This is a genomic window from Pilosibacter rotomagensis (genome assembly GCF_045062245.2).
Lineage (GTDB): Bacteria > Bacillota > Clostridia > Lachnospirales > Lachnospiraceae > Pilosibacter.
In genome coordinates, this window is the sequence record NZ_CM170323.1 from 1,176,018 (window position 1) to 1,201,082 (window position 25,065).

Annotated in this window: 25 protein-coding genes; 20 read left to right on the forward strand and 5 right to left on the reverse strand. The window is 50.3% G+C overall.

The genetic code is table 11. The annotated features are described in order from the left end of the window. Positions 1 to 70: 70 nt before the first annotated feature. The gene (locus ACI3EW_RS05175) at positions 71 to 691 is read right to left on the reverse strand and encodes a hypothetical protein (protein ID WP_118298539.1); all 621 of its coding nucleotides are present in this window, start codon (positions 689 to 691) and stop codon (positions 71 to 73) included. Positions 692 to 966: 275 nt separating this feature from the next. Here ACI3EW_RS05175 and ACI3EW_RS05180 point away from each other — a divergent pair, with 275 nt between their 5' ends. From ACI3EW_RS05180 to ACI3EW_RS05195, 4 genes are all read left to right on the forward strand, one after another. Next, positions 967 to 1,500 (forward strand): dihydrofolate reductase, encoded by a 534-nt coding sequence (locus ACI3EW_RS05180; RefSeq protein WP_118529390.1) that lies wholly within the window; start codon positions 967 to 969, stop codon positions 1,498 to 1,500. A 230-nt stretch (positions 1,501 to 1,730) separates the two neighbouring features. Beyond that, positions 1,731 to 2,618 carry a sulfide/dihydroorotate dehydrogenase-like FAD/NAD-binding protein gene (locus ACI3EW_RS05185; protein WP_118529391.1) on the forward strand — a complete coding sequence of 296 codons (888 nt, stop codon included), beginning with the start codon at positions 1,731 to 1,733 and terminating at the stop codon, positions 2,616 to 2,618. 22 nt (positions 2,619 to 2,640) lie between these two features. Next, the gene (gene gltA / locus ACI3EW_RS05190) at positions 2,641 to 4,035 is read left to right on the forward strand and encodes an NADPH-dependent glutamate synthase (protein ID WP_142411048.1); all 1,395 of its coding nucleotides are present in this window, start codon (positions 2,641 to 2,643) and stop codon (positions 4,033 to 4,035) included. Positions 4,036 to 4,224: 189 nt separating this feature from the next. Beyond that, complete coding sequence (locus ACI3EW_RS05195) at positions 4,225 to 5,607, forward strand: MATE family efflux transporter (protein WP_485663316.1); 1,383 nt, start codon at positions 4,225 to 4,227, stop codon at positions 5,605 to 5,607. A gap of 267 nt (positions 5,608 to 5,874) precedes the next feature. Here ACI3EW_RS05195 and ACI3EW_RS05200 read toward each other — a convergent pair whose 3' ends face one another. Both ACI3EW_RS05200 and ACI3EW_RS05205 read right to left on the reverse strand, forming a co-directional pair. Next, a complete protein-coding gene (locus ACI3EW_RS05200) occupies positions 5,875 to 6,894 on the reverse strand; it encodes a GGGtGRT protein (protein ID WP_118298533.1) in 1,020 nt (339 codons plus the stop codon). Between the two features lie 19 nt (positions 6,895 to 6,913). Continuing rightward, positions 6,914 to 7,606 carry an iron-sulfur cluster assembly scaffold protein gene (locus ACI3EW_RS05205; protein ID WP_118298532.1) on the reverse strand — a complete coding sequence of 231 codons (693 nt, stop codon included), beginning with the start codon at positions 7,604 to 7,606 and terminating at the stop codon, positions 6,914 to 6,916. 407 nt (positions 7,607 to 8,013) lie between these two features. On the opposite strand from ACI3EW_RS05205, the gene ACI3EW_RS05210 reads away from it, so the two are divergent. Both ACI3EW_RS05210 and ACI3EW_RS05215 read left to right on the forward strand, forming a co-directional pair. After that, positions 8,014 to 8,256 carry an acyl carrier protein gene (locus tag ACI3EW_RS05210; protein WP_182426547.1) on the forward strand — a complete coding sequence of 81 codons (243 nt, stop codon included), beginning with the start codon at positions 8,014 to 8,016 and terminating at the stop codon, positions 8,254 to 8,256. 81 nt (positions 8,257 to 8,337) lie between these two features. Then, the gene (locus tag ACI3EW_RS05215; protein WP_118298529.1) at positions 8,338 to 8,991 is read left to right on the forward strand and encodes an endonuclease III domain-containing protein; all 654 of its coding nucleotides are present in this window, start codon (positions 8,338 to 8,340) and stop codon (positions 8,989 to 8,991) included. A gap of 120 nt (positions 8,992 to 9,111) precedes the next feature. Here ACI3EW_RS05215 and ACI3EW_RS05220 read toward each other — a convergent pair whose 3' ends face one another. Continuing rightward, a complete protein-coding gene (locus ACI3EW_RS05220; RefSeq protein WP_485663317.1) occupies positions 9,112 to 9,957 on the reverse strand; it encodes a D-amino acid aminotransferase in 846 nt (281 codons plus the stop codon). Positions 9,958 to 10,212: 255 nt separating this feature from the next. On the opposite strand from ACI3EW_RS05220, the gene ACI3EW_RS05225 reads away from it, so the two are divergent. After that, complete coding sequence (locus ACI3EW_RS05225) at positions 10,213 to 10,944, forward strand: GTP pyrophosphokinase (RefSeq protein ID WP_118298527.1); 732 nt, start codon at positions 10,213 to 10,215, stop codon at positions 10,942 to 10,944. A gap of 94 nt (positions 10,945 to 11,038) precedes the next feature. On the opposite strand, the gene ACI3EW_RS05230 is transcribed toward ACI3EW_RS05225, so the two are convergent. Then, entirely contained in the window at positions 11,039 to 11,899 is an 861-nt protein-coding gene (locus tag ACI3EW_RS05230) for a GNAT family N-acetyltransferase (RefSeq protein ID WP_215703143.1), read from the reverse strand. 420 nt (positions 11,900 to 12,319) lie between these two features. On the opposite strand from ACI3EW_RS05230, the gene ACI3EW_RS05235 reads away from it, so the two are divergent. From ACI3EW_RS05235 to ACI3EW_RS05295, 13 genes are all read left to right on the forward strand, one after another. Next, positions 12,320 to 13,621 (forward strand): IS110 family RNA-guided transposase, encoded by a 1,302-nt coding sequence (locus ACI3EW_RS05235; protein WP_227117340.1) that lies wholly within the window; start codon positions 12,320 to 12,322, stop codon positions 13,619 to 13,621. Positions 13,622 to 14,079: 458 nt separating this feature from the next. Beyond that, entirely contained in the window at positions 14,080 to 14,439 is a 360-nt protein-coding gene (locus ACI3EW_RS05240) for a CidA/LrgA family protein (protein ID WP_118529483.1), read from the forward strand. Between the two features lie 2 nt (positions 14,440 to 14,441). Further along, positions 14,442 to 15,116, forward strand: coding sequence for an LrgB family protein (locus ACI3EW_RS05245; protein ID WP_118298524.1), 675 nt, complete (start codon positions 14,442 to 14,444; stop codon positions 15,114 to 15,116). 28 nt (positions 15,117 to 15,144) lie between these two features. Then, complete coding sequence (gene pepF, locus ACI3EW_RS05250; protein WP_405580291.1) at positions 15,145 to 16,941, forward strand: oligoendopeptidase F; 1,797 nt, start codon at positions 15,145 to 15,147, stop codon at positions 16,939 to 16,941. A 175-nt stretch (positions 16,942 to 17,116) separates the two neighbouring features. Next, the gene (locus ACI3EW_RS05255; protein ID WP_118321566.1) at positions 17,117 to 17,884 is read left to right on the forward strand and encodes a nitroreductase family protein; all 768 of its coding nucleotides are present in this window, start codon (positions 17,117 to 17,119) and stop codon (positions 17,882 to 17,884) included. 318 nt (positions 17,885 to 18,202) lie between these two features. Then, the gene (pyrF, locus tag ACI3EW_RS05260) at positions 18,203 to 19,120 is read left to right on the forward strand and encodes an orotidine-5'-phosphate decarboxylase (protein WP_118298521.1); all 918 of its coding nucleotides are present in this window, start codon (positions 18,203 to 18,205) and stop codon (positions 19,118 to 19,120) included. 135 nt (positions 19,121 to 19,255) lie between these two features. After that, on the forward strand, positions 19,256 to 20,089 hold the full coding sequence (locus ACI3EW_RS05265) for a dihydroorotate dehydrogenase electron transfer subunit (protein WP_118529486.1): 834 nt from the start codon (positions 19,256 to 19,258) through the stop codon (positions 20,087 to 20,089). Beyond that, entirely contained in the window at positions 20,086 to 20,988 is a 903-nt protein-coding gene (locus ACI3EW_RS05270; RefSeq protein WP_118298519.1) for a dihydroorotate dehydrogenase, read from the forward strand. Before ACI3EW_RS05265 ends, ACI3EW_RS05270 begins: the two co-directional genes overlap by 4 nt. Positions 20,989 to 21,100: 112 nt before the next feature. Then, positions 21,101 to 21,775: an orotate phosphoribosyltransferase gene (pyrE, locus tag ACI3EW_RS05275; protein ID WP_118298518.1), complete on the forward strand. Its 675-nt coding sequence runs from the start codon at positions 21,101 to 21,103 to the stop codon at positions 21,773 to 21,775. Between the two features lie 15 nt (positions 21,776 to 21,790). Next, positions 21,791 to 21,940, forward strand: coding sequence for a hypothetical protein (locus tag ACI3EW_RS05280; RefSeq protein WP_182426546.1), 150 nt, complete (start codon positions 21,791 to 21,793; stop codon positions 21,938 to 21,940). Positions 21,941 to 22,106: 166 nt separating this feature from the next. Next, complete coding sequence (locus ACI3EW_RS05285) at positions 22,107 to 22,574, forward strand: VanZ family protein (protein ID WP_118298517.1); 468 nt, start codon at positions 22,107 to 22,109, stop codon at positions 22,572 to 22,574. Continuing rightward, entirely contained in the window at positions 22,555 to 22,872 is a 318-nt protein-coding gene (locus ACI3EW_RS05290) for a calcium:proton exchanger (protein ID WP_118529487.1), read from the forward strand. The genes ACI3EW_RS05285 and ACI3EW_RS05290 overlap by 20 nt, the downstream gene beginning before the upstream one ends. Positions 22,873 to 22,891: 19 nt before the next feature. Continuing rightward, entirely contained in the window at positions 22,892 to 24,961 is a 2,070-nt protein-coding gene (locus tag ACI3EW_RS05295) for an aminopeptidase (RefSeq protein ID WP_118529488.1), read from the forward strand. Positions 24,962 to 25,065: the final 104 nt, after the last annotated feature.

Consider the following 25,065-nt stretch of genomic DNA (forward strand, 5'->3'; position numbering starts at 1 on the left):
GTACGCGGGCATGGAGTGACCGTGTACTGTAACGAAAAAAGCGCCGGGCAGTCTTTTTATGCAAACTTATTTATTCCGCGATGATCAGCTCTTTCGCATACGGGAGAGATGCGATCCAGTCGCAGAAGGTGTGCCACTCGGTGAGCTTATGATTCTTTCTCGCGTGATAGATGTTCACGAGAGTCTCATAGTTCATCGTGCAGGTGCGCATCTGGTTGTAGCTGGACGGGAGGAGCTGGATCATATCGTACCAGTCCTCTTTGTTCTTGCCCTCGTTCATGTATTTCAGGCGGATCTGCTCAAGGCGGTCCACAACGGTCTGCATGTAGGCGAGAGTGTCCGGAGTCATATGGTCGTGGCTGAAATCGTCGATGTCGAACGGTTTGGAATGGATCTTGTGCATGGTACTCGTGGAGTTTGCGACGGTCGCCACTTTGTAGGTATCATATTCCTTCCACCAGTAGAGCGGAGCTGTAATGTCCACGGAGACGAAGATCTGGCGGATGAATTTGCGGTGGTCGCTTCCGGCCATGCGGAGACGTTTCGCAAGATCGATGTCATTCGGGCCGAAGACGAAATTTCCATCCTCATCGTAGCTGCTGTCCATGCGTGCCCAGCTGTTCATCGGGTTTCTTGCGCCGCGCATGGCGTTCTCGAAATTCATGACGCTTGTGCGTTCAAATTTTATCATAATGGGTGTTCTCCTTCATAAAAAAGTCTGGCGGAAGAGAAAGCAGCGGAAGGATTTTCCAACCGCCTGTCCTGCGCCGGATGCTTTCCCTATTATAACGGGTTTTGTGGGAGGATACAAGATGAAAATTAGGAGGATCACATGCTTTTTGGGCTGTTCTTCTGGGCAGATCGGGAATGCGGATATGACAGCTTGCGATTCAGGCGTCTTTTCGCTATAATAGGGAAAAAAGAAAGAAGAGTGGCTTTGCCATCAATATAAAGGAGGAAACAGCCATGAATATCATTGCGGCGGTGGATAAACACTGGGCGATCGGAAACAGGGGGAAACTTCTGGTGACGATCCCGGATGACCAGAAGCTTTTCCGTGAGGAGACAAAAGGAAAAGTGATCGTCATGGGAAGAAAGACGCTGGAAAGTCTTCCGGGCGGGCAGCCGTTAGCGGGGAGAGTCAATGTCGTTCTCACGAGAGACGAGTCTTACAGGGCAAAGGGGTGTGAGATCTTTCATGATCTCTCTTCAGCCATGGAATATTTAAAACAGTTTGCGTCGGAGAATATCTACATTATCGGCGGCGCGGAGATCTACAGGGCGTTCCTGCCGTACTGCGACACGGCCCACATCACATGGATCGACTACGAGTACATGGCGGATACATGGTTCCCGGATCTCGACAAAGATCCGGACTGGGAAGTGACGGCGGACAGCGATGAGCAGACGTATTTCGACCTTTGCTATGAATTCCGGCGGTATGAGCGCACGGGAAAGAAGGCTCTGGCACTGGGAGAAAAAACAGATTCTTTGCTGTGACGCGTAAAAGTGATACAGAAATGCAGAAAAAACGCAAAACCGGAAGAATCGATGTTGCGTATCTGACTAAAAAATGTTACACTGAACTCAGTGTGTGTCAGTGACTTTGCAGACCCAGCTCCGATGGAGGGCGGGAGAATGATCTGAAAAGTTCTGTGTTGCAATCTGATTTCAGCTGCCGGAAAAGTCTTTTCGGCGGAACATGTTTGAGAAAACAGGAGGTATGGGATATGTATCCTATTTTAGAGGCAAAAAAGCTTGCGGATAAGATCTATCTGATGGTCGTAAAAGCTCCGAGAATTTCCGCAAACTGCAAACCTGGTGAGTTTGTGATCGTAAAGATCGATGAGAAAGGCGAGCGTATTCCGCTTACGATCTGCGATTATGACCGCGAGAAGGAGACGATCACGATCGTATTCCAGACAGTCGGTGCGTCCACAGAGCGTATGTCCACATTACAGGTCGGAGATTCCTTCCGTGATGTTGTCGGACCGCTCGGAAACCCGTCTGATTTCGTAAAAGAAGACATCGAAGAATTAAAGAAGAAAAAATATCTGTTCGTTGCGGGCGGTGTCGGAACAGCTCCGGTATATCCGCAGGTAAAATGGTTAAAAGAACATGGGATCGACGCTGACGTCATCATGGGATCCAAGACAAAAGATCTCCTGATCCTCGAGGACGAGATGAAGGCGGTTGCCGGAAACCTCTATGTGACGACCGATGACGGTTCCTACGGACATAAAGGAATGGTTACCGAGGTCATCAAAGAACTCGTAAATGAGCAGGGAAAGAAATATGACGTCTGTGTTGCGATCGGACCGATGATCATGATGAAATTCGTATGTCTCCTGACAAAGGAGCTTGAGATCCCGACAGTCGTAAGCTTAAACCCGATCATGGTAGACGGAACCGGAATGTGCGGTGCATGCCGTGTGACGGTTGACGGAAAGGTAAAATTTGCCTGTGTTGACGGACCGGAATTTGACGGACATGCCGTAAACTTTGATGAGGCAATGAAACGCCAGCAGATGTACAAGACAGAAGAAGGCCGTGCCCTTTTAAAACTCCGTGAGGGCGAAACCCACCACGGCGGATGCGGAAACTGCGGCAACGATTGATCGGTGATATGGAGGAAATGACATGGATGGAATGAAGAAAGTCCCGGTAAGAGAACAGGAGCCGAAGGTTCGCGCAACGAACTTTGAGGAGGTCTGTTACGGATATAATGAGGAAGAGGCTGTCGCTGAGGCGTCCAGATGCTTAAACTGCAAAAACGCGAGATGCGTTCAGGGATGCCCGGTCAAGATCGATATTCCGGCATTTGTAAAAGAAGTAAAAGAAGGAAACTATGCTGAGGCTGCAAAGGTGATCGGAAAATCTTCCGCACTCCCGGCTGTCTGCGGCCGTGTGTGCCCGCAGGAGAGCCAGTGTGAAGGCCAGTGCGTCCGCGGCATCAAGGGCGAGGCTGTTTCCATCGGTAAACTTGAGCGTTTTGTTGCCGACTGGTCCAGAGAGAACGGGATCGTTCCGGAAAAGCCGGAGAAGACAAACGGCATCAAGGTCGCTGTCATCGGTTCCGGCCCGTCCGGACTTACCTGTGCAGGCGATCTCGCGAAACTTGGCTATGAAGTAACGATCTTCGAGGCACTTCACGAGCCGGGCGGAGTTTTAACATACGGAATTCCGGAGTTCCGTCTTCCGAAACAGGGCGTTGTACAGCCGGAGATCGAGAACGTGAAGAAACTCGGCGTTGACATCGAGACAAACGTAATTATCGGCAAGTCTGTAACCGTTGACGAGTTGATGGACGAAGAGGGCTACAAGGCAGTCTTCATCGGTTCCGGTGCCGGTCTTCCGAGATTTATGGGAATCCCGGGCGAGAACGCAAACGGCGTATTCTCCGCAAACGAGTACCTGACAAGAAGCAACCTTATGAAGGCGTTCCGCGACGATTATGACACACCGATCGCTGCTGGTAAGAAAGTTGCTGTTGTCGGCGGTGGAAACGTAGCGATGGACGCAGCGAGAACGGCTCTCCGTCTCGGTGCAGAGGTTCATATCGTATACAGAAGAAGTGAGGCAGAGCTTCCGGCAAGAGCAGAGGAAGTTCACCATGCAAAAGAAGAGGGGATCATCTTCAATCTCTTAACGAACCCGACTGAGATCCTGACCGATGAAAAGGGCTGGGTAAAAGGCATGGTCGTAAGAAAGATGGAACTTGGCGAGCCGGATGCATCCGGAAGACGCCGTCCGGTCGAGATCGAAGGTTCCGATTATACGATCGATGTTGATACGGTCATCATGGCGCTCGGTACTTCCCCGAACCCGCTGATCTCCTCCACAACAGGCGGACTTGAGATCAACAAACATAAATGCATCGTTGCGGATGAGTCGAACGGAAAGACTTCCCGTGAGGGCGTATTTGCAGGCGGAGATGCTGTGACAGGTGCTGCTACCGTTATTCTTGCCATGGAGGCAGGAAAAGCAGGAGCGCGCGGAATCCACGAGTATCTGAGCGGTAAGAAAGCTGAATAAAAAGAGTTGTGCCTGACGGAGCGCAGATGCGTTCCGAAAGGCACCTGCTTGAGTCATCATGACAGAAAGAGCTGCCGTTGGAAGGGGATTCTTCCGCAGGCGGCTCTTTATACTATCTGGCCCCGGGGCGGCAGGATGGGACAGCCGCACCTTTTGCAGAGTTAATATACGAAACGGAGGAAAAAGAACATGAAGAGCCCCATGACCCAGGAACAACGCTACATAAAAATGACGGAAACCCCGATCTCCCGGCTGATCCCGAGCCTGGCGATCCCGACGATCATCAGTATGCTGGTGACTTCCATCTACAACATGGCGGATACATTTTTCGTGAGCCGGATCGGCACGAGTGCATCGGCGGCCGTCGGCGTGAGTTATTCGTTGATGTCCATGATCCAGGCACTTGGATTTACGCTCGGAATGGGAAGCGGAAACTATCTATCGCGGGTCCTCGGAAGCAGGGATGAGGAAAAAGCAGAGCGGATCGCTTCCACCGGCTTTTATTCCGCGATCCTGATCGGGCTCCTGTTCGCGGTCGTGTGTCTGCCGAATCTTGATGTGCTCGTGAGACTTTTAGGAGCTACGGACACGATCGCTCCTTACGCAAAGGATTATGCAAAGCATATCCTGATCGCGGCCCCGGTCATGACAGGGTCGCTGGCAATGAATAACCTGCTCCGTTTCCAGGGACTGGCTGTCTACGCGATGATCGGGATCACGACCGGAGGCATCTTAAATATGATCCTGGACCCGATCTTTATCTTCGGACTGGATCTCGGGATCTCCGGCGCCGCACTTGCGACTGCACTCAGCCAGTGCATCAGTTTCGGGATCCTGTTTTTCCAGAGTCTTTTGAGAAAGGACTGTGTGCACCTGAAACCGGGAAAAATCACGCTTTCTTTATCCCTCTACGGTGAGATCCTTCACGGCGGGATCCCGTCCCTCTGCCGTCAGGGGATCGCGAGCATTGCGACTGCTGCGCTGAACCTTGCGGCAAACCCATTTGGGGATGCGGCGATCGCGGCTCTCTCCATCGTGAGCAGGTATATGATGTTCATCGGCTCCGCCATGATCGGATTCGGACAGGGATTCCAGCCGGTCTGCGGCTTCAATTTCGGTGCGAAGCGGTATGACAGAGTCCTGGAGTCCTTCTGGTTCTGTGTGAAGGTCTCGGTTGTCTTTCTGGCAGTTCTTGCAGTCGGAAGTTTTGTCGGTGCGCCGCAGATCATGCGTGCATTCCGGAAAGAGGACCTCGATGTGATCGAGATCGGGACCTGGGCGATGCGGTTCCAGTGCGTCACGCTGCCGCTGTCCGCCTGGATCGTCATGTCCAACATGATGACCCAGACGATCGGATACGGGTTCCGCGCATCACTTGTCGCGTCCGGCCGCCAGGGACTTTTCCTGATCCCGGCGCTCTTCATCCTTCCGTCTGCATTCGGGATCCGCGGACTGCAGTTATGCCAGCCGGTCGCAGATGCGCTGACATTTGTCCTGGGCGTGGTGATCGTTCTTGGAATTTTGAGGGAACTGAAGGAAAAGCAGAGGGAAGAAGTGCAGATGCAGCAGTAAAGGAATCCCGGACGAGGCGCAATTGCTGCTTCAAAAAGATGGAAATTTCTAAACCGGAGATTCTGCAAGATACGGTTGAGCGTGAAGTTTTTGATGATGTCAACAAGTGAAAACACGATTCGCAGTTTTTCCCTTGTTATCGCGACAGTCGCCAAGGTCTCGTGCAAGCGCGGACTTTGGTTCGTTGTTCGCATAAATAGAAAAGCCCGGGGAATTATGATCCCCGGGTTTTTCGTATGATGCTTCGCAAGGAAGCGCCTGATTTTTTTAGAATTTACCTTCATCAGCAGCCTGCTGTACGGAAACAGCAACAGCAACGGTAGCGCCGACCATCGGGTTGTTGCCCATACCGATCAGACCCATCATCTCAACGTGAGCCGGAACGGAGGAGGAACCTGCGAACTGTGCGTCGGAGTGCATACGTCCCATGGTATCTGTCATACCGTAGGAAGCCGGACCTGCTGCCATGTTATCCGGGTGAAGAGTACGGCCTGTGCCGCCGCCGGATGCTACGGAGAAGTACTTCTTGCCTTTCTCTACGCATTCCTTCTTGTATGTACCTGCAACCGGATGCTGGAAACGGGTCGGGTTGGTGGAGTTACCGGTGATGGAAACGTCTACGCCCTCTTTCCACATGATCGCAACGCCCTCTGTTACGTCGTTAGCGCCGTAGCAGTTTACTTTTGCACGCGGGCTCTCCGGATCTGTGGAGTAGCATTTGCGGAAAACTTCCTCAACTTCGCCTGTGTAGTAGTTCATCTTTGTCTCAACATAAGTAAAGCCGTTGATACGGGAGATGATCTGTGCAGCGTCTTTTCCGAGACCGTTTAAGATAACACGGAGCGGTTTTTTACGAACTTTGTTTGCTTTCTCAGCGATACCGATCGCGCCCTCAGCGGCTGCGAAGGACTCGTGACCTGCGAGGAAGCAGAAGCAGTCTGTGTCCTCTTCCAGGAGCATTTTTCCGAGGTTGCCGTGTCCGAGACCAACTTTTCTCTGGTCAGCAACGGAACCCGGGATACAGAAAGCCTGAAGACCTTCACCGATCGCAGCAGCAGCGTCTGCGGCACGGCGGCAGTTCTTCTTGATCGCGATCGCAGCGCCTACTGTGTAAGCCCAGCATGCGTTCTCGAAACAGATCGGCTGGATCTTCTTTACCTGGTCATATACGTTAAGGCCTGCATCCTTTGTGATCTTCTCAGCTTCTTCAATGGATGCGATGCCATAGCTGTTTAAAACGGAATTGATCTTGTCAATTCTTCTCTCATAGGATTCAAATAATGCCATTGTTTTCTTCTCCTTCCAATCATTCCTGACGCGGGTCAATGATCTTCACTGCATCTGCTACGCGGCCGTACTGACCTTTTGCTTTTTCGTAAGCAGTTGTCGGATCGTCGCCTTTTTTGATGAAGTCGGTCATCTTGCCGAGGTTTACAAACTGGTAGCCGATGATCTGGTCATCAGCGTCAAGAGCGATACCGGTAACATAACCTTCTGCCATCTCGAGGTAACGCGGACCTTTCTTTAAAGTACCGTACATCGTACCAACCTGGGAACGAAGACCTTTACCGAGATCCTCAAGACCAGCGCCGATCGGAAGACCTTCCTCGGAGAATGCACTCTGGGTTCTTCCGTAAACGATCTGGAGGAAGAGCTCTCTCATTGCTGTATTGATCGCATCACAGACAAGGTCTGTGTTTAATGCTTCAAGAATTGTTCTGCCCGGAAGGATCTCTGCTGCCATAGCTGCGGAGTGAGTCATACCGGAACATCCGATGGTTTCCACAAGAGCCTCCTGAATGATACCTTCCTTTACATTCAGGGTCAGCTTACAGGCACCCTGCTGCGGAGCGCACCAGCCAATACCGTGTGTCAGACCGGAAATATCTTTGATTTCCTTGGACTGTACCCATTTCGCTTCCTCCGGGATCGGAGCTGCGCCATGGTTTACGCCCTGCGCAACCGTGCACATCTGTTCTACTTCATGTGAATAAATCATGTTGAGACTCCTTTCAATATATGGTTTTTAATGCTCGTTAAAAAAATCACATCATACCCGTTCCATTTTCTCACAAAAATGAAGTTTCGTCCATACCTTTTTCCAAAATATTCAGGTTTTGGGAAGGAATTTCAACAGAAAAAAGAACCTCCCCGGGTAGGAATAAGAATGGGATTTCTTATTGCGAAACACATTCTATATAGCGGAAAAACGATGGATCAAACCAATGAAATCCTGTTCATACAGGAGAAGAGAAAAGAGATTGTAAACCCGGGATTTCAGCGTTATACTAAAAGGAACGAAATGTGATCGGGGCGGCGGTCAGATCCTGCCTGGTGCGGGAAACGATCGGCGGCTCATGTAAAAAATAACGAGGTGGATCAATGAACCTTCATGAGGATGCAAAGATGAAAATCGAACGGAAGGAAGAGCAGGAACTGGAAATTCTCGGAGAAATCCTGGAAGCGTATGTCGATACGCCGATCAAAAAGGATGCGTTTCTGATCGGAGATCTTGGTCTCGATTCCTTTCTGATTGTATATTTTATATCGGAAGTAGACGACCGTTTCGGCGCTGCAATCGAGATGCCGGAACATGTGGAGTATATGACGGTCCAGGATGTGCTGGATCAGTTAAACGGGAGAAAGTGACCGGCCAAAAAGGCGTGAAGCTGCAGCCGAATACCGGAAAGCGGCTCGTACAGCAGAACCGGAGGACAGGAGAAAATACATATGGAAAAAACACTGGAAGAGAAAAAAGAACTTGCTGCGAAGGTGATCGCGGCATTAAAAAAAGAGTATCCGGATGCGGACTGCACGCTGGATTACAACGAAGCTTGGAAACTTTTGGTCAGCGTGCGCCTGGCGGCCCAGTGCACGGATGCGAGAGTCAATGTGGTCGTTCAGGATCTCTATAAAAAATTCCCGGATGTGAAATCGCTGGCGGAAGCGGATGTGAACGAGATCGAGGAGATCGTCCGTCCCTGCGGACTCGGGAAGAGCAAGGCGCGCGATATCAGCGCCTGCATGAAGATCCTCTGGGAACAGTATCATGGAAATGTGCCGGATGACTTTGACGCACTCTTAAAACTCCCGGGCGTCGGAAGAAAGAGCGCGAACCTCATCATGGGTGATGTCTTCGGAAAACCGGCGATCGTCACCGATACCCACTGCATCCGCCTGACAAACAGGATTGGTCTCGTGGACGGGATCAAGGACCCGAAAAAAGTTGAGATGGCGCTCTGGAAGATCATTCCGCCGGAGGAAGGAAATGATTTCTGCCACCGCCTCGTGGAACATGGACGGGCTGTCTGCACTGCGCGAACAAAGCCGTACTGTGACAGGTGCTGCCTGGCGGAGTTCTGCGAGAAGAACGGGGTCGAGTAAAGAAGGTCTGAACTGCCATGAATCCATAAAAAAGGTCAGAATGGAAAGGCGTCCATTCTGACCTTTTTGGTATCAGGATTCGTTTTTGCGATCGTGCAGTGGGAAATCAGGAACTCTGACCTAGTTTGCCGTCTCGTTCTCAAATTTCTCCATGTATTTTTCCTGAATCAGCTTTACGAGTTCCGGAGCTTTTCCGCCGATCGGAGTTCCGTTCATCTCGCAAGCCGGAGAACAGAATTTTGTGGAGCTGGAGACGATGATCTCATCGGCATCCATGAGGTCCGCCATTGTGAACGGTGTCTCATCGACCGGGATCCCGTTGTCTTTGCAGATCTGGATGATATGCATTCTTGTGATGCCCGGGAGGATGTAGTGGTCGGTCGGGTGAGTCTTGAAGATCCCGTCTTTGATGATGGAGACATTGCTGTGGGCGCACTCGGTGACAACATCGCCGCGGTGGAAGACGCATTCCCCGCATCCCATGGACTCGGCTTTCTCAGCAGCCATAACGTTCACAAGGAGGTTTAAGGTCTTGATGTTGCAGTGAAGGAAACGGGTATCCTCAACATCGGTGAGCTTCAGGCGTTTGCTGGAATCTGCCGGTTTTCCCGGTTTCATAAAGATCCAGAGATTCGGCTTTGTGCCTTTTTCCGGGAACTGGTGCTGGCGGATGCCGGTTCCGCGGGTCATCTGCCAGTAGATGAAGATATCGCTGTCGTCCATCTTCGCGAGCATGTCATAGAGGATCGCGGTCAGTTCTTCCCGTGTATAAGGAATCTCGATCCTGAGAAGGCCCGCACTGTTGAAAAAGCGGTCGAGATGTTCTTTTAAGGCGAAGATCTTTCCGTTTCTTGCAAGTGTTGCTTCATATACACCGTCCCCGAAGTAGCAGGCACGGTCATTCATCGGCACGGTCATCTCCTCGAGAGGACCGAATTTCCCATTGTAATATCCAAGTGTTTTCATAATGATTTCCTCCTGAATTCAAGTGGTTGCGGCACAAGGGCAGGGCTTGTTCCCTTTGTGGTATCATAGCATGAAACGCGGGCGTTGTAAAGAATATAGGGTGAACAGGGTTGTGGAAACTTCATAAAAAGTTCGGAAATCTTTCGTTGTAATATGGCATATTTTCCGGTATAATAGGAATGATCATGAAAAGAAACCACCTGTGCAGAAATGGGTGGCGAGCATAATATTGAAGGAAAGTGCAGGAAATTACCAATGAACATCAGTATGAACCCAAATGGTGAACTGTACCAGTCGGCTGTCAACGCGCCGGGAGCGATCGATATCCCGGAGAGCTTTTTAAATGAGGCACGTCAGTTCCGGGAGTTAAATATGCGCTACGCATGCGCGATCCGGGAAGTGAAGACGAAATTGGAAGTATTGAACGACGATCTCGCAGTTCGGAATCAGAGAAACCCGATCCAGATGATCAAATCCCGAGTGAAAAAGCCGGAGAGCATCATCGAAAAACTCCACAGAAGAGGATTCCCGATCTCCGTAGAGTCGGTGCGGGAAAATCTCTACGATGTGGCGGGGATCCGCGTGATCTGTTCGTTTGTGGATGATATCTATACCGTCGCCGAGATGCTGGCGCGACAGGATGATATCAACGTTCTCATGGTAAAAGACTATATCCGCTGCCCGAAGGTCAACGGATACCGCAGCTACCATATGATCATCGAAGTTCCGGTATTCTTCTCCGACCGGAGGGAAAACATGCGCGTGGAGGTCCAGATCCGGACGATCGCGATGGACTTCTGGGCAAGTCTGGATCATCAGATGAAGTATAAGAAGGATGTGGAAGATGCGAGTGAGATCAGCGATGAACTGAAAGAGTGTGCAGAGGTGATCGCACAGACAGACCTTAAAATGCTGGCGCTCCGCCGGAAGATCGAAGATCGTGAGAGCAGGGAAAATCCCCTCAAGTTTGATAAAGATCTGCCGTAGGCCGAAAAGAACAGCCGGCAGCAGATGCAAAAAAGAGAAGAGCGGGCAGACGACAAAAGAAAGCTGAGGAAAAAGCTGTTTGTCGAATGCGTCCTTAATAGAGATAGCAGCACAGGGTTTCGGTGATCCGGAACCCTGTTTTTTTGTACAGGGCAAGAGCCGGAGTGTTATTTCCGGCAACCTGAAGGAGGACCGGACGTTTATGATCACCAGAAGCACCGGTGCGGGATGAAACCGCGACCGGGGTGTCGGAAACAGTCCGACCGGTGTAAAGATCCGTCAGGAGATTTTCGGTGTCTGAAAACAGTCCTACAAGGACAGTCTGTAAAAATGAGGTTCCGTATCCTTTTCCACGCTGCGATCTTTCCACTTCAAAACCGTAGAGATAGTAGTGGGACGGGAAGACAGAAAAATTTACGATGGCATGTCCGGATCGAAAACAGAGTGTCAGGGTCCCGTCGATATCCAGAGTTTCGAGCTGAACATCGGTGAGAAAGCCGGATGGTGCAGCCGCAGATTCCGCATGGTCAGTTCGCCGGACAGCAGTAGAAAAATCCTCCGGCAGCAGCTCCATCATATGTTCCTCAGAGTCCTGTTCCGCTCCGATCGCCTCAAGGACAGCGGCAGTGTTCCGGTCTTTCTGATCCACATAGAAGAGCAGTTCGGAATCCTCTGGAAGTTCCTGGATCCCCTGATCCAGAAGCGCAGAGAAGAGTCCCTGACCGCGGAATTCCGGATCTGTAAAGGCGGAGCACTCAAACAGAAGGTCGTCCACCGGAACAAAAGCGATGGCGGAGACGATGCGCCCGTCGTATTCAGAAAAAAGAAACAGGGATGCATCCTCAAAAGGGAAAGAGAGCGAGGTGTGATCGTGAGCTGTGCATGTATTTACCATGGTTTGGATCTGGTCTTTCCGGAAAGAATCTAAAGAAGAGACGCAGTATGATTTCATCATAAACCTCCTCGTATAATAAGTTCGTAGGCAAGAAATATCGCTTATGAACTTATTCTTTTTATGGGTATAGATGGTAAGGACATCCAAGAGGAACTCCCCTCATCCTGAATCCCATCCATACGGTCAACAGTTACTTTTTATATGATTCATCCTGTGTTATGATATCAGGCAGAGTCTGATGTCCGAAGGCACTGCTTTTCCTCCTTTCAGCCGGCTTTGGCCGTGACTGCTTTTTTAGCATTCAGCCTGGCACATATGGCACATTCCGCTAACACAGAATTTTCGTCCCCCGCCGTAGCTCCAGCAAGAAAGGCTGGCCGGGTGCATGCTCATTGCGCGAGGCTTCGGTCACCATATGCAGCACAGGATAAACCTTTTACTTCAGGCTCCACAAATCCAGATCGGAAAGGATGTGATATCTTGTTAAAGATCAACTATATGTCCACCTTGTTTGTAGGTATTGATGTAAGCTCAAAATCCAATGCGGTCTATGCCATGGATTTTGAAGAAAACAAGTACATCTCATCCTCATTTGGCAACAATCAGCCCGGCGCTGATGAACTTGCCGATATGATCGCTAAATGCATGCAGAAACATAAAAACCTTGATACAATCATCGTTGCTTTAGAGTCTACCTCTGTTTACAGCGTCCATATCGCAAATTTTCTTTCTACATGTGAGACGCTTATGCCGTACAAGCCCTATGTTTTCTGTGTCAACCCCAAGGCTACATCCAATTACCGTAAATCCTATATCGGAATGGAAAAGACGGATCCTATCGATGCTTTTCTCATTGCTGACTTCGCAAGGGTCGGCAGGACGAAAAAGCTTGAGCCTTGGCGCGGCGGCCAGTTTATCGCCCTGAAGCGTCTTACCAGGCATCGCATGCACCTGTCAGAATGCATTACCAGGGAAAAGACCTACATGGTTTCAAACCTGTATCTGAAGTTCAGCGAACTGCAGCTTCTTGAGGGTGATAACAAGCCGTTCAGCAATATTTACGGCGCAACATCTTCTGCCATACTGACGGAGTTCCTGTCCCCCCAGGAGATCATCGACCTCTCAGAGGAAGAACTCCTTTCGTTCCTCGCTGAAAAAAGCAGGAACCGTATTTCTGACATATCCAGGACATCCGAGCTTTTGCGGAAAGCCGCAAGGGACTCGTACCGTTTGGATCAATGCATGTATGAACCACTGAATATTTCACTTGCAAGCTCATTTAACTGCATCCAGGCCTATCAAAAAGAAATAAAACTGATAGAGCAGGCAATTGAAAAGTGCATCAATGGGATGAACCCGAATGCGTTTCTTATCCTGAAGTCCATTCCCGGTATCGGACCGGTATGGGCCTCCGGCATGCTGTCCGAAATAGGCGACATAACTGCGTTCCACTCATCCGATGCACTTGCAAAGTATGCCGGTTTGTACTGGCTGAAAAACGATTCCGGCGATTTTATTTCCGAGGACAATCAAGTCTCAAAAGTCGGGAATCCGTATCTGCGCTATTATCTGGGAGAAGCGGCTAACAGCGTCAGGAAGCATGTGCCAGAATACACTGAGTATTATGCAAAAAAATATGCTGAAGTTACCAAGCATCAGCACAAAAGAGCACTCGCGCTTACATCTCGTAAACTTGTACGGCTTGTTTTTGGATTGCTGGTCAAAAACCAACTGTACACCGGCGAAAAGCTGGACACTCAATCAAATATCAACAAGAACTGATGTTCGCCTTTGGATTTTCCGCCGAAGGTCTATTAAAGTTACCCTTTTTCCTGAAAAATATATCAAAATCTTTTTTAAAAACTCTTGACATATCACCAGAATGCTGTAACTAAGTGGAAAAATCGGTGAAAAACATTCCCTTTCAGGAACAAAGTATGTGGATCCGGCGGGAGTTTTATCTGCCGGGGATAAAAATGCAGAAGTGAAATGCGGAAGAGAGACAAATTCCGCACCATAGAATCACTGCCGCCATCGTGTTCAGATGAAGATAAGTATATACAGAAAAATACTTCAATTCAAGGAATTTTCCGTGTTTTTTTCTATTGCCGCCATGCAAACGGGGTGATAAAATGGTTCCTAGTCTCAAAAATGGTTGGACCATTTTATACTGTCTCTCCGCAAGCCTGCGAACATCGCAGAAAACAGAGACAGAATCTGACAACAGGAGGAAAACAAAAATGAAGTACGTGAAAGAAATTGTGATCATTTTCGGGATCACGATGGTGGGGGAACTCTTGAATATGTTCATTCCGCTGCCGGTTCCCGCCGGAGTGTATGGACTGTTCATTCTTCTCGGCGGTTTATGCACGAAAGTGATCTCCCTTTCCGATGTGGAAGTGACGGGAAACTTGCTTCTGGATCTGATGCCGGTCATGTTTATTCCGGCCGCTGTCGGGATCATCGATAAGATCGAAGAGTTAAAAGCCATTATGATCCCGATGCTCATCATCACCTTTGTGACCACTTTCATCGTCATGACCATCACCGGCAAGACGGCAGAGTGGATCATCAAGAGACAGAAAAAGAGGGAGAAATAGAAATGTCATTGTACTTTGGAGTATTTATCAGTCTGTTCGCATACCTGATCGGTATGAAGTTAAAGAAAAAATTCGGATGGCCAGTGTTAAACCCGCTGCTCGTCGCGATCATCCTTGTGATCGCATTCTTAAAAGCGACCGGGATCAGCTATACCGATTACAACACAGGTGCATCCTATATCAGTTATTTTTTGACACCGTCAACGGTTTGTCTTGCAATTCCACTGTATAAGCAGTTAGAATTATTAAAGAAGAACCTGACAGCAGTCGCAGCAGCGATCACAGCCGGAGTCATCGGAAGTGTCGTCAGCGTCTATGTGATGTCCATGATCTTCCGTCTGGAACATGTCCACTATGTTTCCCTGCTTCCGAAGTCCATCACGACAGCGATCGGAATGGGAGTATCGGAGGAAGCCGGCGGGATCGTGACGATGACGATCGTCAGCATCATCCTGACGGGAATCCTCGGTAATATCGTTGCAGATGGCTGGTTTAAGCTTGTCGGCATCAAGGAACCGATCGCGAAAGGACTGGCACTCGGAACTTCCGCGCATGCGATCGGAACCGCAAAGGCGCTGGAGCTCGGTGAGGTAGAAGGTGCGATGAGCAGCCTGTCGATCGCAGTAGCAGGTCTTATGACGGTCGTTGCAGTGCCGATCATGTCAGGATTGCTCTAAAATAAAAAGTGCAAAAGGAGAGAAAACCATGGCTGAGAGAGTAAAGAAACGTTCAGAGATCAGAGAACAGGATACCTGGAAACTGGAGGACATGATCGCATCGCCGGAGAAGTTTGAAGAACTTGCGGACGGAGTGGAAGAGCGGATCCCGGGGTATGAGACATACCGGGGAAAACTCGGAAGTTCGGCAGATCTGCTTAAAAGTTACCTGGAATTTGATGAATCGATGGATGAGACGATCTCTCTCCTCTATGCGTATGCGATGCAGAAACGCGATCAGGATACCTCTGTCAGCGAGAATCAGGCACTGGTGTCCAGAGTCCAGTCTCTTGCGGTAAAAGCAATGGCTGCTTCGTCCTTCGCCCAGCCGGAGATCCTGGAGATCCCGGATGAGACGATGAACGGATTCCTGGAAACGGATGAGTTAAAGGCGTATAAACTCCAGATCGAACGTCTGCTCGCGAAAAAACCGCATATGCTTTCAGAGAAGGAGGAAGCAATCTTAGCGTCTGCTTCCGAGATCGCGCACACTCCGTCATCGGTATTCTCCTTATTTAATAATGCAGATTTGAAATTTGACCCGGTTGAGGACGAGAACGGGGAACTCGTTGAGGTGACCCACGCGAGATACGGGAAACTTATCGAGAGCAAAAAGCGGAGTGTCAGAGAGGCGGCTTTCCATTCCCTCTACAAAGGATACCACCAGTTTGCGAACACGATCGCGGCAACCTACGAGGGAAATGTCAAGCAGGGAAATTTCTATGCGAGAATGCGTCAGTATCCGTCGGCAAGAGCCATGTACCTTGCGGAAAACGAGATCCCGGAGCGTGTTTACGATAACCTCCTGGAATCAGTCCATGATGCGCTCCCGCTGCTGCACCGGTATATGGGATTCCGGAAAAAATGCCTGGACCTTCCGGAGCTACACATGTATGATCTCTACGTGCCGCTCACGGATGAGTATGAGAAAACGTACTCCTACAAAGAGGCACAGGAACTGATCCTGAAGGCATTAAAACCTCTCGGAGAGGAATATTTAAACCTCTTAAAGAATGGTTTCGGGAACCGCTGGATCGATGTCTATGAAAATGAGGGAAAGCGGAGCGGAGCCTACTCGAACTGCGTTTACGGCGTGCATCCGTACGTGCTGATGAGCTTTGACGGAACGCTGGATTCCGTCCTCACCCTGGCACATGAGATGGGACATTCGATCCACTCCTGGTACTCCAATGCCAACCAGACCTACACGTATGCCGGATATAAGATCTTTGTGGCGGAGGTTGCATCGACCTGCAATGAGATCCTGATCTTAAACTATATGATCAATGAGACGAAGGACAGGAAGGAGAAGTTTTACCTCATCAACCAGCTCGCTGAGCGTTTCCGCACAACGCTGTTCCGCCAGGCGATGTTCGCGGAATTTGAGGCAGAGACTTACCGGCTTTCCTGGAGCGGGACTCCTCTCACAAAAGATTTGCTCTGCAGTCTTTACCATGAGCTGAATTCGGAGTATTATGGAGAAGAGACTGTGATCGATGAGGACATTGATCATGAGTGGGAGCGGATCCCACACTTCTACATGCAGTTTTATGTCTACCAGTACGCGACAGGATTTTCCGCGGCGATGGCGATCGCAAGGCGGATCCTTTCTGGGGACGAAAAGACAAAAGAAGGTTATTTCCGGTTCTTAAAGGGCGGATGCTCAAAGACGCCGGTGGAGCTTTTAAAGTTAGTCGGGCTTGACATGGAAAAGCCGGATGTCGTCAATGAGGCGATGAAGGTGTTTGAAGGACTCATCAAAGAGTTGGAAGGTTCCTTTTCATGAACGGAAATTTTCTGAACTGAAAATTCCGTGTGATCAGCTGCGGGGCGGATCTTGTCAGAACGTCTTCCGGACTGAATTGGTGAGGAGCGGACCGGAGTGGATGGAAAAAAGAAATTGACAGTTTTGCCGGATCTGGCGATCGATCATCCGGCATGAGGGGAAGAGGCGAGCGGTTATGAGTATTTATGAGGCGATTTTTAACAGATGTTCGGTCCGCGAGTATGAGATGGAGAAACTTGCACCGGGACGGCTGGAGGCGCTGGAGCGGTATCTGAAAAATATCGCGCTCCTCGATGAGGAGAAAACGGTAAAATTTGAGATCATAGACAATTCAGACGGAAAGCAGAAGATCCATGGTCTCTGGAAGGTCGAGGCGCCGTACTATCTTGCCGTCTATTGCGGGAATGACCAGCTGTCCGTGCGGAATGCCGGATATGCGGCTGAGCAGGCAGTCCTTTACCTCACATCAAAGGAACTCGGAACCTGTTATCTCGGGGCGACGAAGGCCGGAGAGGAGAAAAAAGACGGTCTGAAACGTTTCCTCGTGATCGCGTTCGGACGGGCTGCGGGACGCCCGTCCCGCGATTCTTCCCTGGCTCACCGCGCTTCCCTTGCGGCGCTCTGCGCGTTCAAGGACGAACCGGGGGAGCAGGTGAAGGCGATCCTGCGTGCCGCGAGACTCGCTCCGTCCTCATTCAATTCCCAGCCATGGCGCTTTGTCGTCTATTCGGACCGGATCTATATCTTTGCGAAAAAAACACTCCCTTTTTCCGGAAAAGAAAAGCGCGCCTTTAAGGAATTCAACATCGGCATCATGCTCTCCCACATCATGCTGGCCGCCGAGGAGCTCTGGATGAACATGGAGACCCAGGTGGAAGACCAGTTCGCGAAGAAAGATTACAAGAACGGGGAATACGTCTGTACGATCATGTTCCACAGTTGATAAAAGTATAAAAACAGAGAACGGCAGCTGGCGTGGGTACCAGGTGCCTAAGATGCGCACTCGCGCGAAGATGAAGGTTGTCGCAGGCGACCGCGCTCGGCGCGAGAATGTGCCGAGGCACATTCCATTTTGTTTAGCAGATGAATTGAACATCATAACGATGCAGAAAAAGACTTCTGTCACAATATTTGAAAAATCTTTGCAAAATGCGGAAATTTTTTCAGAACCTATATTTTTACTTGAAACAGAAAAACTCTTATGCTAAAATTGGTAAGAATAAGGTGTTTTAGAAACGTAACTACATCGGAGGAGGAAACTATGATCAGTCAGCTCATACAGAAGATTCAGAAGACAAAGGCACCGATCTGCGTCGGTCTTGACCCTATGTTAGGTTATATCCCGAACCATATTGTACAGAGAGCATTCAAGGACTTCGGCGAGACCATGGAAGGCGCTGCCGAGGCTGTATGGCAGTTTAATAAAGAAATTATCGATAACACTTATGATTTGATTCCCTCAGTGAAACCGCAGATTGCAATGTATGAGCAGTTTGGCATTGAGGGTCTTAAAATATATGCCCGCACGATCGAGTATTGCCAGAACAAGGGACTCCTTGTGATCGGCGATGTCAAGAGAGGCGATATCGGATCCACTTCCTCCGCGTATGCAGTTGGACATATCGGAAGCGTAAAAGTCGGAAGCAACGTATGCCGTGGCTTCAATACAGACTTCATTACCGTAAATCCGTACCTCGGAACAGACGGCATCAAACCGTTCGTCAATGTCTGCAACGATGAAGACAGAGGACTTTTTGTTCTCGTTAAAACCTCCAACCCGTCCAGCGGTGAGTTCCAGGACCGTCTTGTAGACGGAAGACCTCTCTATGAGTTAGTCGCTGAGAAGGTCGTTGAGTGGGGCGAAGCGAGCATGGACGGCGATTACAGCAACGTCGGTGCGGTTGTCGGCGCTACTTATCCGGAGATGAGCAAGATCTTAAGAAAGCTCATGCCGAAGACTTATTTCCTGGTACCGGGTTACGGTGCACAGGGCGGTACTGCGAAAGACTTAATGCACTGCTTTAACGAAGATGGACTCGGAGCTGTCGTAAACTCCTCCCGTGGTATCATCGCAGCTTATAAGCAGGAGAAATATGCGAAATTCGGTCCGGAGCACTTTGCAGAGGCATCCAGACAGGCCGTTATCGACATGATCGCAGATATCAATTCTGTATTATAAATGAAAAAACGCAATTGTTCAGAAAAGTATTGTAACCAGAAAAGCTGTACAACTGCGGAATGATCCACATTGAAAAAATAATCATCAGCCATGGCCATTCGTCCGTGGCTGATGTGTTGTAATAAGGAGGGAACCATGGCACAGAAAAAAGTAAACGCTGTGATCCACAGCCAGGAGAAGCTGGCGGAGGGGATCTACAGCATGTGGCTTGACGCACCGGAGATGGCAGAAGTGGCTGTTCCGGGACAGTTTATCGCTGTTTACACAAATGACCCGTCAAAACTTCTTCCGCGTCCGATCAGTATCTGTGAGGCGGACAAGGAGAATGGAAGACTTCGGATCGTTTACCGCATCGCGGGAGCCGGCACAAAGGAGTTTTCCGAATGCAAGGCAGGCGATACCCTGGATATTATGGGGCCGTTGGGAAATGGATTCCCTTTAAAGAAGAAAAAGGCATTCCTGATCGGCGGAGGGATCGGAATCCCGCCGATGCTGGAACTCGCGAAGAACCTGGACTGCGAAAAGACAGCAGTCATCGGTTACAGAGATCAGGAGACCTTCCTTGCGGACGAGCTTCGCAAATATGCTGATGTTGTGATCGCAACGGAGGATGGAAGCGTCGGAACAAAAGGAAATGTCATCGATGCGATCCGCGCGGAGAAGCTCACCGCGGATATCATCTACGCATGCGGACCGACTCCGATGTTAAAGGCACTGAAAGCCTATGCGATGGAGAACGGGATCGAGTGTTACATTTCCCTGGAAGAGAAGATGGCGTGCGGGATCGGTGCCTGTCTTGGCTGCGTATGCCACAGCAAAGACATCGATGAGCACAGCAACGTGAGAAACAAGAGGATCTGCAAGGACGGTCCGGTCTTCCGCGCCGAAGAGGTAGAGCTCCTGACTCCGGACGAGCAGCGCGAGCGCATCGCCTCCGGCATCATGATCAAAAAGGAGGAACAGGCATGAATACAAAAGTAACACTGGCCGGTGTGGAGTTAAAGAACCCAGTGATGACCTGTTCCGGTACCTTTGGTTCCGGTATGGAATACGGCGAGATGATCGACCTTGACCGTCTCGGAGCTGTTGTGACAAAGGGAATCGCAAATGTTCCGTGGCCGGGAAATCCGACTCCGCGTGTGACGGAAGTTTACGGCGGAATGTTAAATGCGATCGGTCTTCAGGGACCGGGCGTTGATGTTTTCATGAAGCGCGACGTTCCGTTCTTAAGACAGCATGATACAAAGATCATCGTCAATGTCTGCGGAAAGTCCGAGAGCGACTATGTGGACGTTGTGGAGCGCCTTGCGGACGCCGACGTGGACATGCTCGAGATCAACATCTCCTGCCCGAATGTAAAGGAAGGCGGGATCGCGTTCGGTCAGGATCCGAAATGCGCGGAGCAGATCACAAAGGCAGTCAAAAAGGTTGCAAAGCAGCCGGTGATCATGAAACTTTCCCCGAACGTGACCGACATCGCGGAGATGGCGAGAGCCGTTGAGGCAGGCGGAGCGGACGTGGTATCCCTGATCAATACGATCACGGGTATGAAGATCGACATCAATAAGCGGACCTTCGCGCTGGCAAACAAGACCGGCGGTATGTCCGGTCCGGCGATCAAACCGGTCGCTGTCCGCATGGTATATCAGGTTGCGAACGCAGTAAAGATCCCGGTAATCGGAATGGGCGGCATCATGACAGCTGAGGACGCGCTGGAGTTCATCCTCGCGGGCGCGACAGCCGTGTCCGTCGGAACCGCGAACTTCATCAACCCGGATACAACGATCCAGGTGATCGAGGGAATTGAGGCATATATGAAGAAGTACGGCGTGGAGGACATCCACGAGCTGATCGGCGCCGTACACTGAACATAAGGATCGCATTCCTGCACGGCAGGGACGCCATCTGACAAAAAGCCGGCAGATAACGATATCAGAAATCTGCGAAACAGTATATTATCTTGAAAGGAATGGATGAAAAATGGAAAAGTACAAGCAGGAATTTATCGAATTCATGGTTGATTGCGGTGTATTAAAATTTGGAGACTTCGTGACAAAGAGCGGAAGAAAGACCCCGTTCTTCGTAAACACAGGATTCTATCGCACAGGCGCTCAGCTTCGCAAGCTCGGCGAGTACTATGCGAAAGCGATCAATGACACATTTGGAACAGACTTCGATGTTCTCTTCGGACCGGCTTACAAGGGAATCCCGCTGACTGTTGCGACCAGCATGGCGATCAACGAGCACTTCGGCGCAGACATCAAATACTGCTCCAACAGAAAAGAAGTAAAAGATCACGGCGACAAGGGAATCCTTCTCGGCAGCCCGATCGCTGACGGTGACAAGGTTGTGATCATCGAGGATGTAACAACAGCAGGTACTTCCATCGAGGAGACTCTTCCGATCATCAAGGCACAGGGCGATGTCGATGTTCTCGGTCTTGTTGTCTCTGTTGACCGCTGCGAGAGAGGAAAAGGCGAGAAATCCGCACTCACAGAGATCCAGGAGAAATACGGTTTCCGCACAACAGCGATCGTAACCATGAAGGAAGTCGTTGAGCACCTTTACAATAAGGAGTACAAGGGAAAAGTGATCATCGACGATACATTAAAAGCAGCGATCGACGCATACTATGAGCAGTATGGTGTAAAATAATAAAGGAGCGGTTCTATGGAAAAGATTTATAAGACCATGAGAAACACAGGCGCAGCGAGCATCGCGGTCGGAATCATCGTTGCATCTGTCGGACTTGCTGCCGGGATCATCGCGATCGTGAACGGCGCACTGCTTCTTAAGAGAAAATCAGATATTACTTTCTAAAAAATTGATTTCAGGGAAAGATGATGCAGCGGGAGATGCGGCTGAAATGGCGGCATCTCCTTTCCTGCTTTTCTCCCGTAAGGTCCGGTTCTGCAAGAAATGCGAAAAGAATGCGGGAAAGCACCCGCCCGGGAACGGGAGAAAATAAAAATGGAGAAGTTTGAAGATGAAAAAACACAGACATCGGATTCTTGGGGCGGTCTTTTTCGTCCTGTATCTGGTTCTGCTGACATATTTCCTGTTTTTCGCCGAAGAGATGGGGCGCAGCCCCGATGCGAGGGCCGAATATTCCTACAACCTGACCCTTTTTAAAGAGATTCGGCGTTTTATTTTATACAGGGACATTCTTGGCTGGCGCGCGGTATTTTTAAATATTTTCGGCAACGTGCTGGCGTTTATGCCGTTTGGCTTTTTTTTGCCGGTCATCTGGGAGCGGACGAGACACTGGTATATCACCGTGATCTTAAGCTTTGCCATGAGTCTCACCGTGGAAACGATGCAGCTCGTCGGCAAGGTTGGAAGTTTCGATGTGGATGATCTGCTCTTAAATACCATCGGCGGTTTTGTCGGGTATATTATTTTTGCCCTTGCGAAAGGCGTGTGGGAGAGATACAGTGGAACGAATCGGAAATAAAGTATCGTATATAAAAAAGCCGCTGGCAAAAAACAGTTTTGTGGCGGCGGGACTTGTGGCGGCGGCGCTTCTTTTTTACGCCGCGGCCATCGGTTTTTCCTATCACACCCAGGGGAATGCGCCGCTTGCGGCAGCAGCTCTGGGTTTTTGCAGTATTATCACTGCGGTATCATCGGTGGTCTACGGGATCTTCGCGATGATGGAGAAGGAGAAAAATTACATTCTGGCGAAGATCTGTCTTGCGGCGGCGGGGATCCTGCTGCTCGTGTGGGCACTGATGATCGTATTTGCGCTGTAATGAAATGGAGGCATGAGATATGGAACAAGATCTGATCAGAGAGCGCTATGACCTTTCCATGGCGCGGATCCGGGATTTTCTGACGGAAGAGACAGTACCGGAAGTTTACCGGGATTATTATAAAAAGGTGACGGAGCTCATCATTCAGTGCGGCGAAGTCCTGAAGGCAAAAGAAGACGGAAGTCTTGACAAGATGACTCTGGAAGAGGGGAGAGCCTTAAATCAGAAGCTCTATGCGGACGTTCTCCCGGGAGCTTATGAGACAAGTTATGCGAATCCGGCTTATGCTGTGCAGACGCTCGGAGAGGAGTATGGAAAGCTTCTTTCTTATCTCTATGCGGAGATCCGTGCGGACATCGTCTATGCATTTGAGGGGCGTGTTCTGGACCTTGTGATCGGAAACGAGGCGCTGATCGAGATCTACAACCTGTTTGAGGGCGAGGCGCTTCCGGCGGCGAAGGAGATCAAGGACGTCCTCTACTGGAGTGCGAGTGATTACTGTGATGTGACATTGACTTACCGTGTGCGGGAAGGTGTCGATCCGACGCTTGATTTTGCGAAGAAGATCATCATGGAGAGTGATCTCTCGGATCTTTCTTACCTGTACCGCTTCGGCGAGTATATCTCCCCGGAGGAGGAAAAGATAGCGGCGTTCTTAAACAGCCTGCCGGAGGAAGAAATCAGGAAGATGGCGGATACCTATACGGACGGATATATCCGCGGGTTTGAGGTCATGGGACGTGATCTCGCAAAGAAGAAAACGGCGGCAATCCGGTATCCGGTCGGAATGGAGCGTATGGTTCGCCAGGCAGTGAAGAATTTCGAGGCAGCAGGTCTTTCCGTGATCTTCCCGCGAGGTGCGGTCGGCAGCATCAACCGGAATCCGGCGGGGCGCGGCGGCTATACATCGTCTTCCCCGAACAGACAGTATGACTATGATCACCGGTATGACAGCGCGGTCTACATGGACAAGGCGTTCCGTGACCGGAAGATCGGTGTTTTAAAGACTGCCTATGAGCAGTATAAGGAGGAAGCGGCAGCCTACGCGGGACCGGCGGTCATCGAAACCTTCGGTGAGCCGGGCTTTGAACCGGTGAACAAATCGGAGGCATGGGCGTTTACGGAGAAACAGCAGAACCTTTATCTGGAATACCGGAATCTATCCATGCCGGTGGTGAACGAATATATTCCGGGAGATGAGACGAGCTTCACGATCATCGCGTTCCCGGTTCCGGCGATCGGGGAACACTTCCCGGAAATATTTAAAGAGACGATCCGGATCAACACTCTGGACTACGAGCTTTACCGCGATATGCAGCAGAAGATCATCGATGTGCTCGATACAGCAGAGTATGTGGAAGTGATCGGAAAAGGTGAGAACCGGACGAACATGCAGGTACGTCTGGCGGCCCTTTCTGATCCGGAAAAGCAGACGAAGTTTGAGAACTGCGTGGCCGATGTGAATATTCCCCTCGGTGAGGTGTTCACTTCACCGAAGCTTGCGGGGACGAACGGAATCTTAAATGTGGGAACGGTCTATATCGGAGATATCCAGTACCGGAATCTTCTGATGGAGTTCAAAGACGGACGTGTGGTTTCTGCAGTCTGCGACAACTTTGCGGAAAATGGAGAGATCGATAAAGAGGCGGGACACCGCCTGATCGTGCAGGGGATCATGAATGGACATGAGATCCTGCCGCTCGGCGAGTTTGCGATCGGAACGAACACGACGGCGTATGCGATGGCGGAGAAGTTCGGGATCCTGGACCGGCTGCCGATCCTGATCGTGGAGAAGATGGGGCCGCATTTTGCGGTCGGTGATACTTGTTACAGCTGGTCGGAGGACAGTCCGATGTATAATCCGGATGGGAAAGAGATGATCGCGCGGGACAATGAGGTTTCGATCTTGCGGAAGGAAGATGTCTCGAAGGCGTATTTCGGAGTGCATACGGATATTACGATCCCATATAAGGAGCTGGAGAGGATTTCGGCTGTGCGTGAGGATGGGACGAAGGTGGATCTGATCCTTGATGGGAGATTTGTGCTGGCGGGGCTGGAGGAGTTGAACAGGCCGCTGGGGGAGGAGTAAGATCGCTTTTTAAGTTGAAATGGGTGCCTTTGGAGGTGCAGGTGGGCTGCATGTTCGGGGGCACCTTTTTTGTGTATTGGCGAGGGTACGCGGTGAGCTTCCGG

Excerpts from the sequence above, each read along its gene's own strand:
- ACI3EW_RS05175 (WP_118298539.1), bottom strand. The coding sequence starts at position 691 with ATGATAAAATTTGAACGCACAAGCGTCATGAATTTCGAGAACGCCATG.
- ACI3EW_RS05180 (WP_118529390.1), top strand. The coding sequence starts at position 967 with ATGAATATCATTGCGGCGGTGGATAAACACTGGGCGATCGGAAACAGG.
- ACI3EW_RS05185 (WP_118529391.1), top strand. The coding sequence starts at position 1,731 with ATGTATCCTATTTTAGAGGCAAAAAAGCTTGCGGATAAGATCTATCTG.
- gltA (WP_142411048.1), top strand. The coding sequence starts at position 2,641 with ATGGATGGAATGAAGAAAGTCCCGGTAAGAGAACAGGAGCCGAAGGTT.
- ACI3EW_RS05195 (WP_485663316.1), top strand. The coding sequence starts at position 4,225 with ATGAAGAGCCCCATGACCCAGGAACAACGCTACATAAAAATGACGGAA.
- ACI3EW_RS05200 (WP_118298533.1), bottom strand. The coding sequence starts at position 6,894 with ATGGCATTATTTGAATCCTATGAGAGAAGAATTGACAAGATCAATTCC.
- ACI3EW_RS05205 (WP_118298532.1), bottom strand. The coding sequence starts at position 7,606 with ATGATTTATTCACATGAAGTAGAACAGATGTGCACGGTTGCGCAGGGC.
- ACI3EW_RS05210 (WP_182426547.1), top strand. The coding sequence starts at position 8,014 with ATGAAAATCGAACGGAAGGAAGAGCAGGAACTGGAAATTCTCGGAGAA.
- ACI3EW_RS05215 (WP_118298529.1), top strand. The coding sequence starts at position 8,338 with ATGGAAAAAACACTGGAAGAGAAAAAAGAACTTGCTGCGAAGGTGATC.
- ACI3EW_RS05220 (WP_485663317.1), bottom strand. The coding sequence starts at position 9,957 with ATGAAAACACTTGGATATTACAATGGGAAATTCGGTCCTCTCGAGGAG.
- ACI3EW_RS05225 (WP_118298527.1), top strand. The coding sequence starts at position 10,213 with ATGAACATCAGTATGAACCCAAATGGTGAACTGTACCAGTCGGCTGTC.
- ACI3EW_RS05230 (WP_215703143.1), bottom strand. The coding sequence starts at position 11,899 with ATGATGAAATCATACTGCGTCTCTTCTTTAGATTCTTTCCGGAAAGAC.
- ACI3EW_RS05240 (WP_118529483.1), top strand. The coding sequence starts at position 14,080 with ATGAAGTACGTGAAAGAAATTGTGATCATTTTCGGGATCACGATGGTG.
- ACI3EW_RS05245 (WP_118298524.1), top strand. The coding sequence starts at position 14,442 with ATGTCATTGTACTTTGGAGTATTTATCAGTCTGTTCGCATACCTGATC.
- pepF (WP_405580291.1), top strand. The coding sequence starts at position 15,145 with ATGGCTGAGAGAGTAAAGAAACGTTCAGAGATCAGAGAACAGGATACC.
- ACI3EW_RS05255 (WP_118321566.1), top strand. The coding sequence starts at position 17,117 with ATGAGTATTTATGAGGCGATTTTTAACAGATGTTCGGTCCGCGAGTAT.
- pyrF (WP_118298521.1), top strand. The coding sequence starts at position 18,203 with ATGATCAGTCAGCTCATACAGAAGATTCAGAAGACAAAGGCACCGATC.
- ACI3EW_RS05265 (WP_118529486.1), top strand. The coding sequence starts at position 19,256 with ATGGCACAGAAAAAAGTAAACGCTGTGATCCACAGCCAGGAGAAGCTG.
- ACI3EW_RS05270 (WP_118298519.1), top strand. The coding sequence starts at position 20,086 with ATGAATACAAAAGTAACACTGGCCGGTGTGGAGTTAAAGAACCCAGTG.
- pyrE (WP_118298518.1), top strand. The coding sequence starts at position 21,101 with ATGGAAAAGTACAAGCAGGAATTTATCGAATTCATGGTTGATTGCGGT.
- ACI3EW_RS05280 (WP_182426546.1), top strand. The coding sequence starts at position 21,791 with ATGGAAAAGATTTATAAGACCATGAGAAACACAGGCGCAGCGAGCATC.
- ACI3EW_RS05285 (WP_118298517.1), top strand. The coding sequence starts at position 22,107 with ATGAAAAAACACAGACATCGGATTCTTGGGGCGGTCTTTTTCGTCCTG.
- ACI3EW_RS05295 (WP_118529488.1), top strand. The coding sequence starts at position 22,892 with ATGGAACAAGATCTGATCAGAGAGCGCTATGACCTTTCCATGGCGCGG.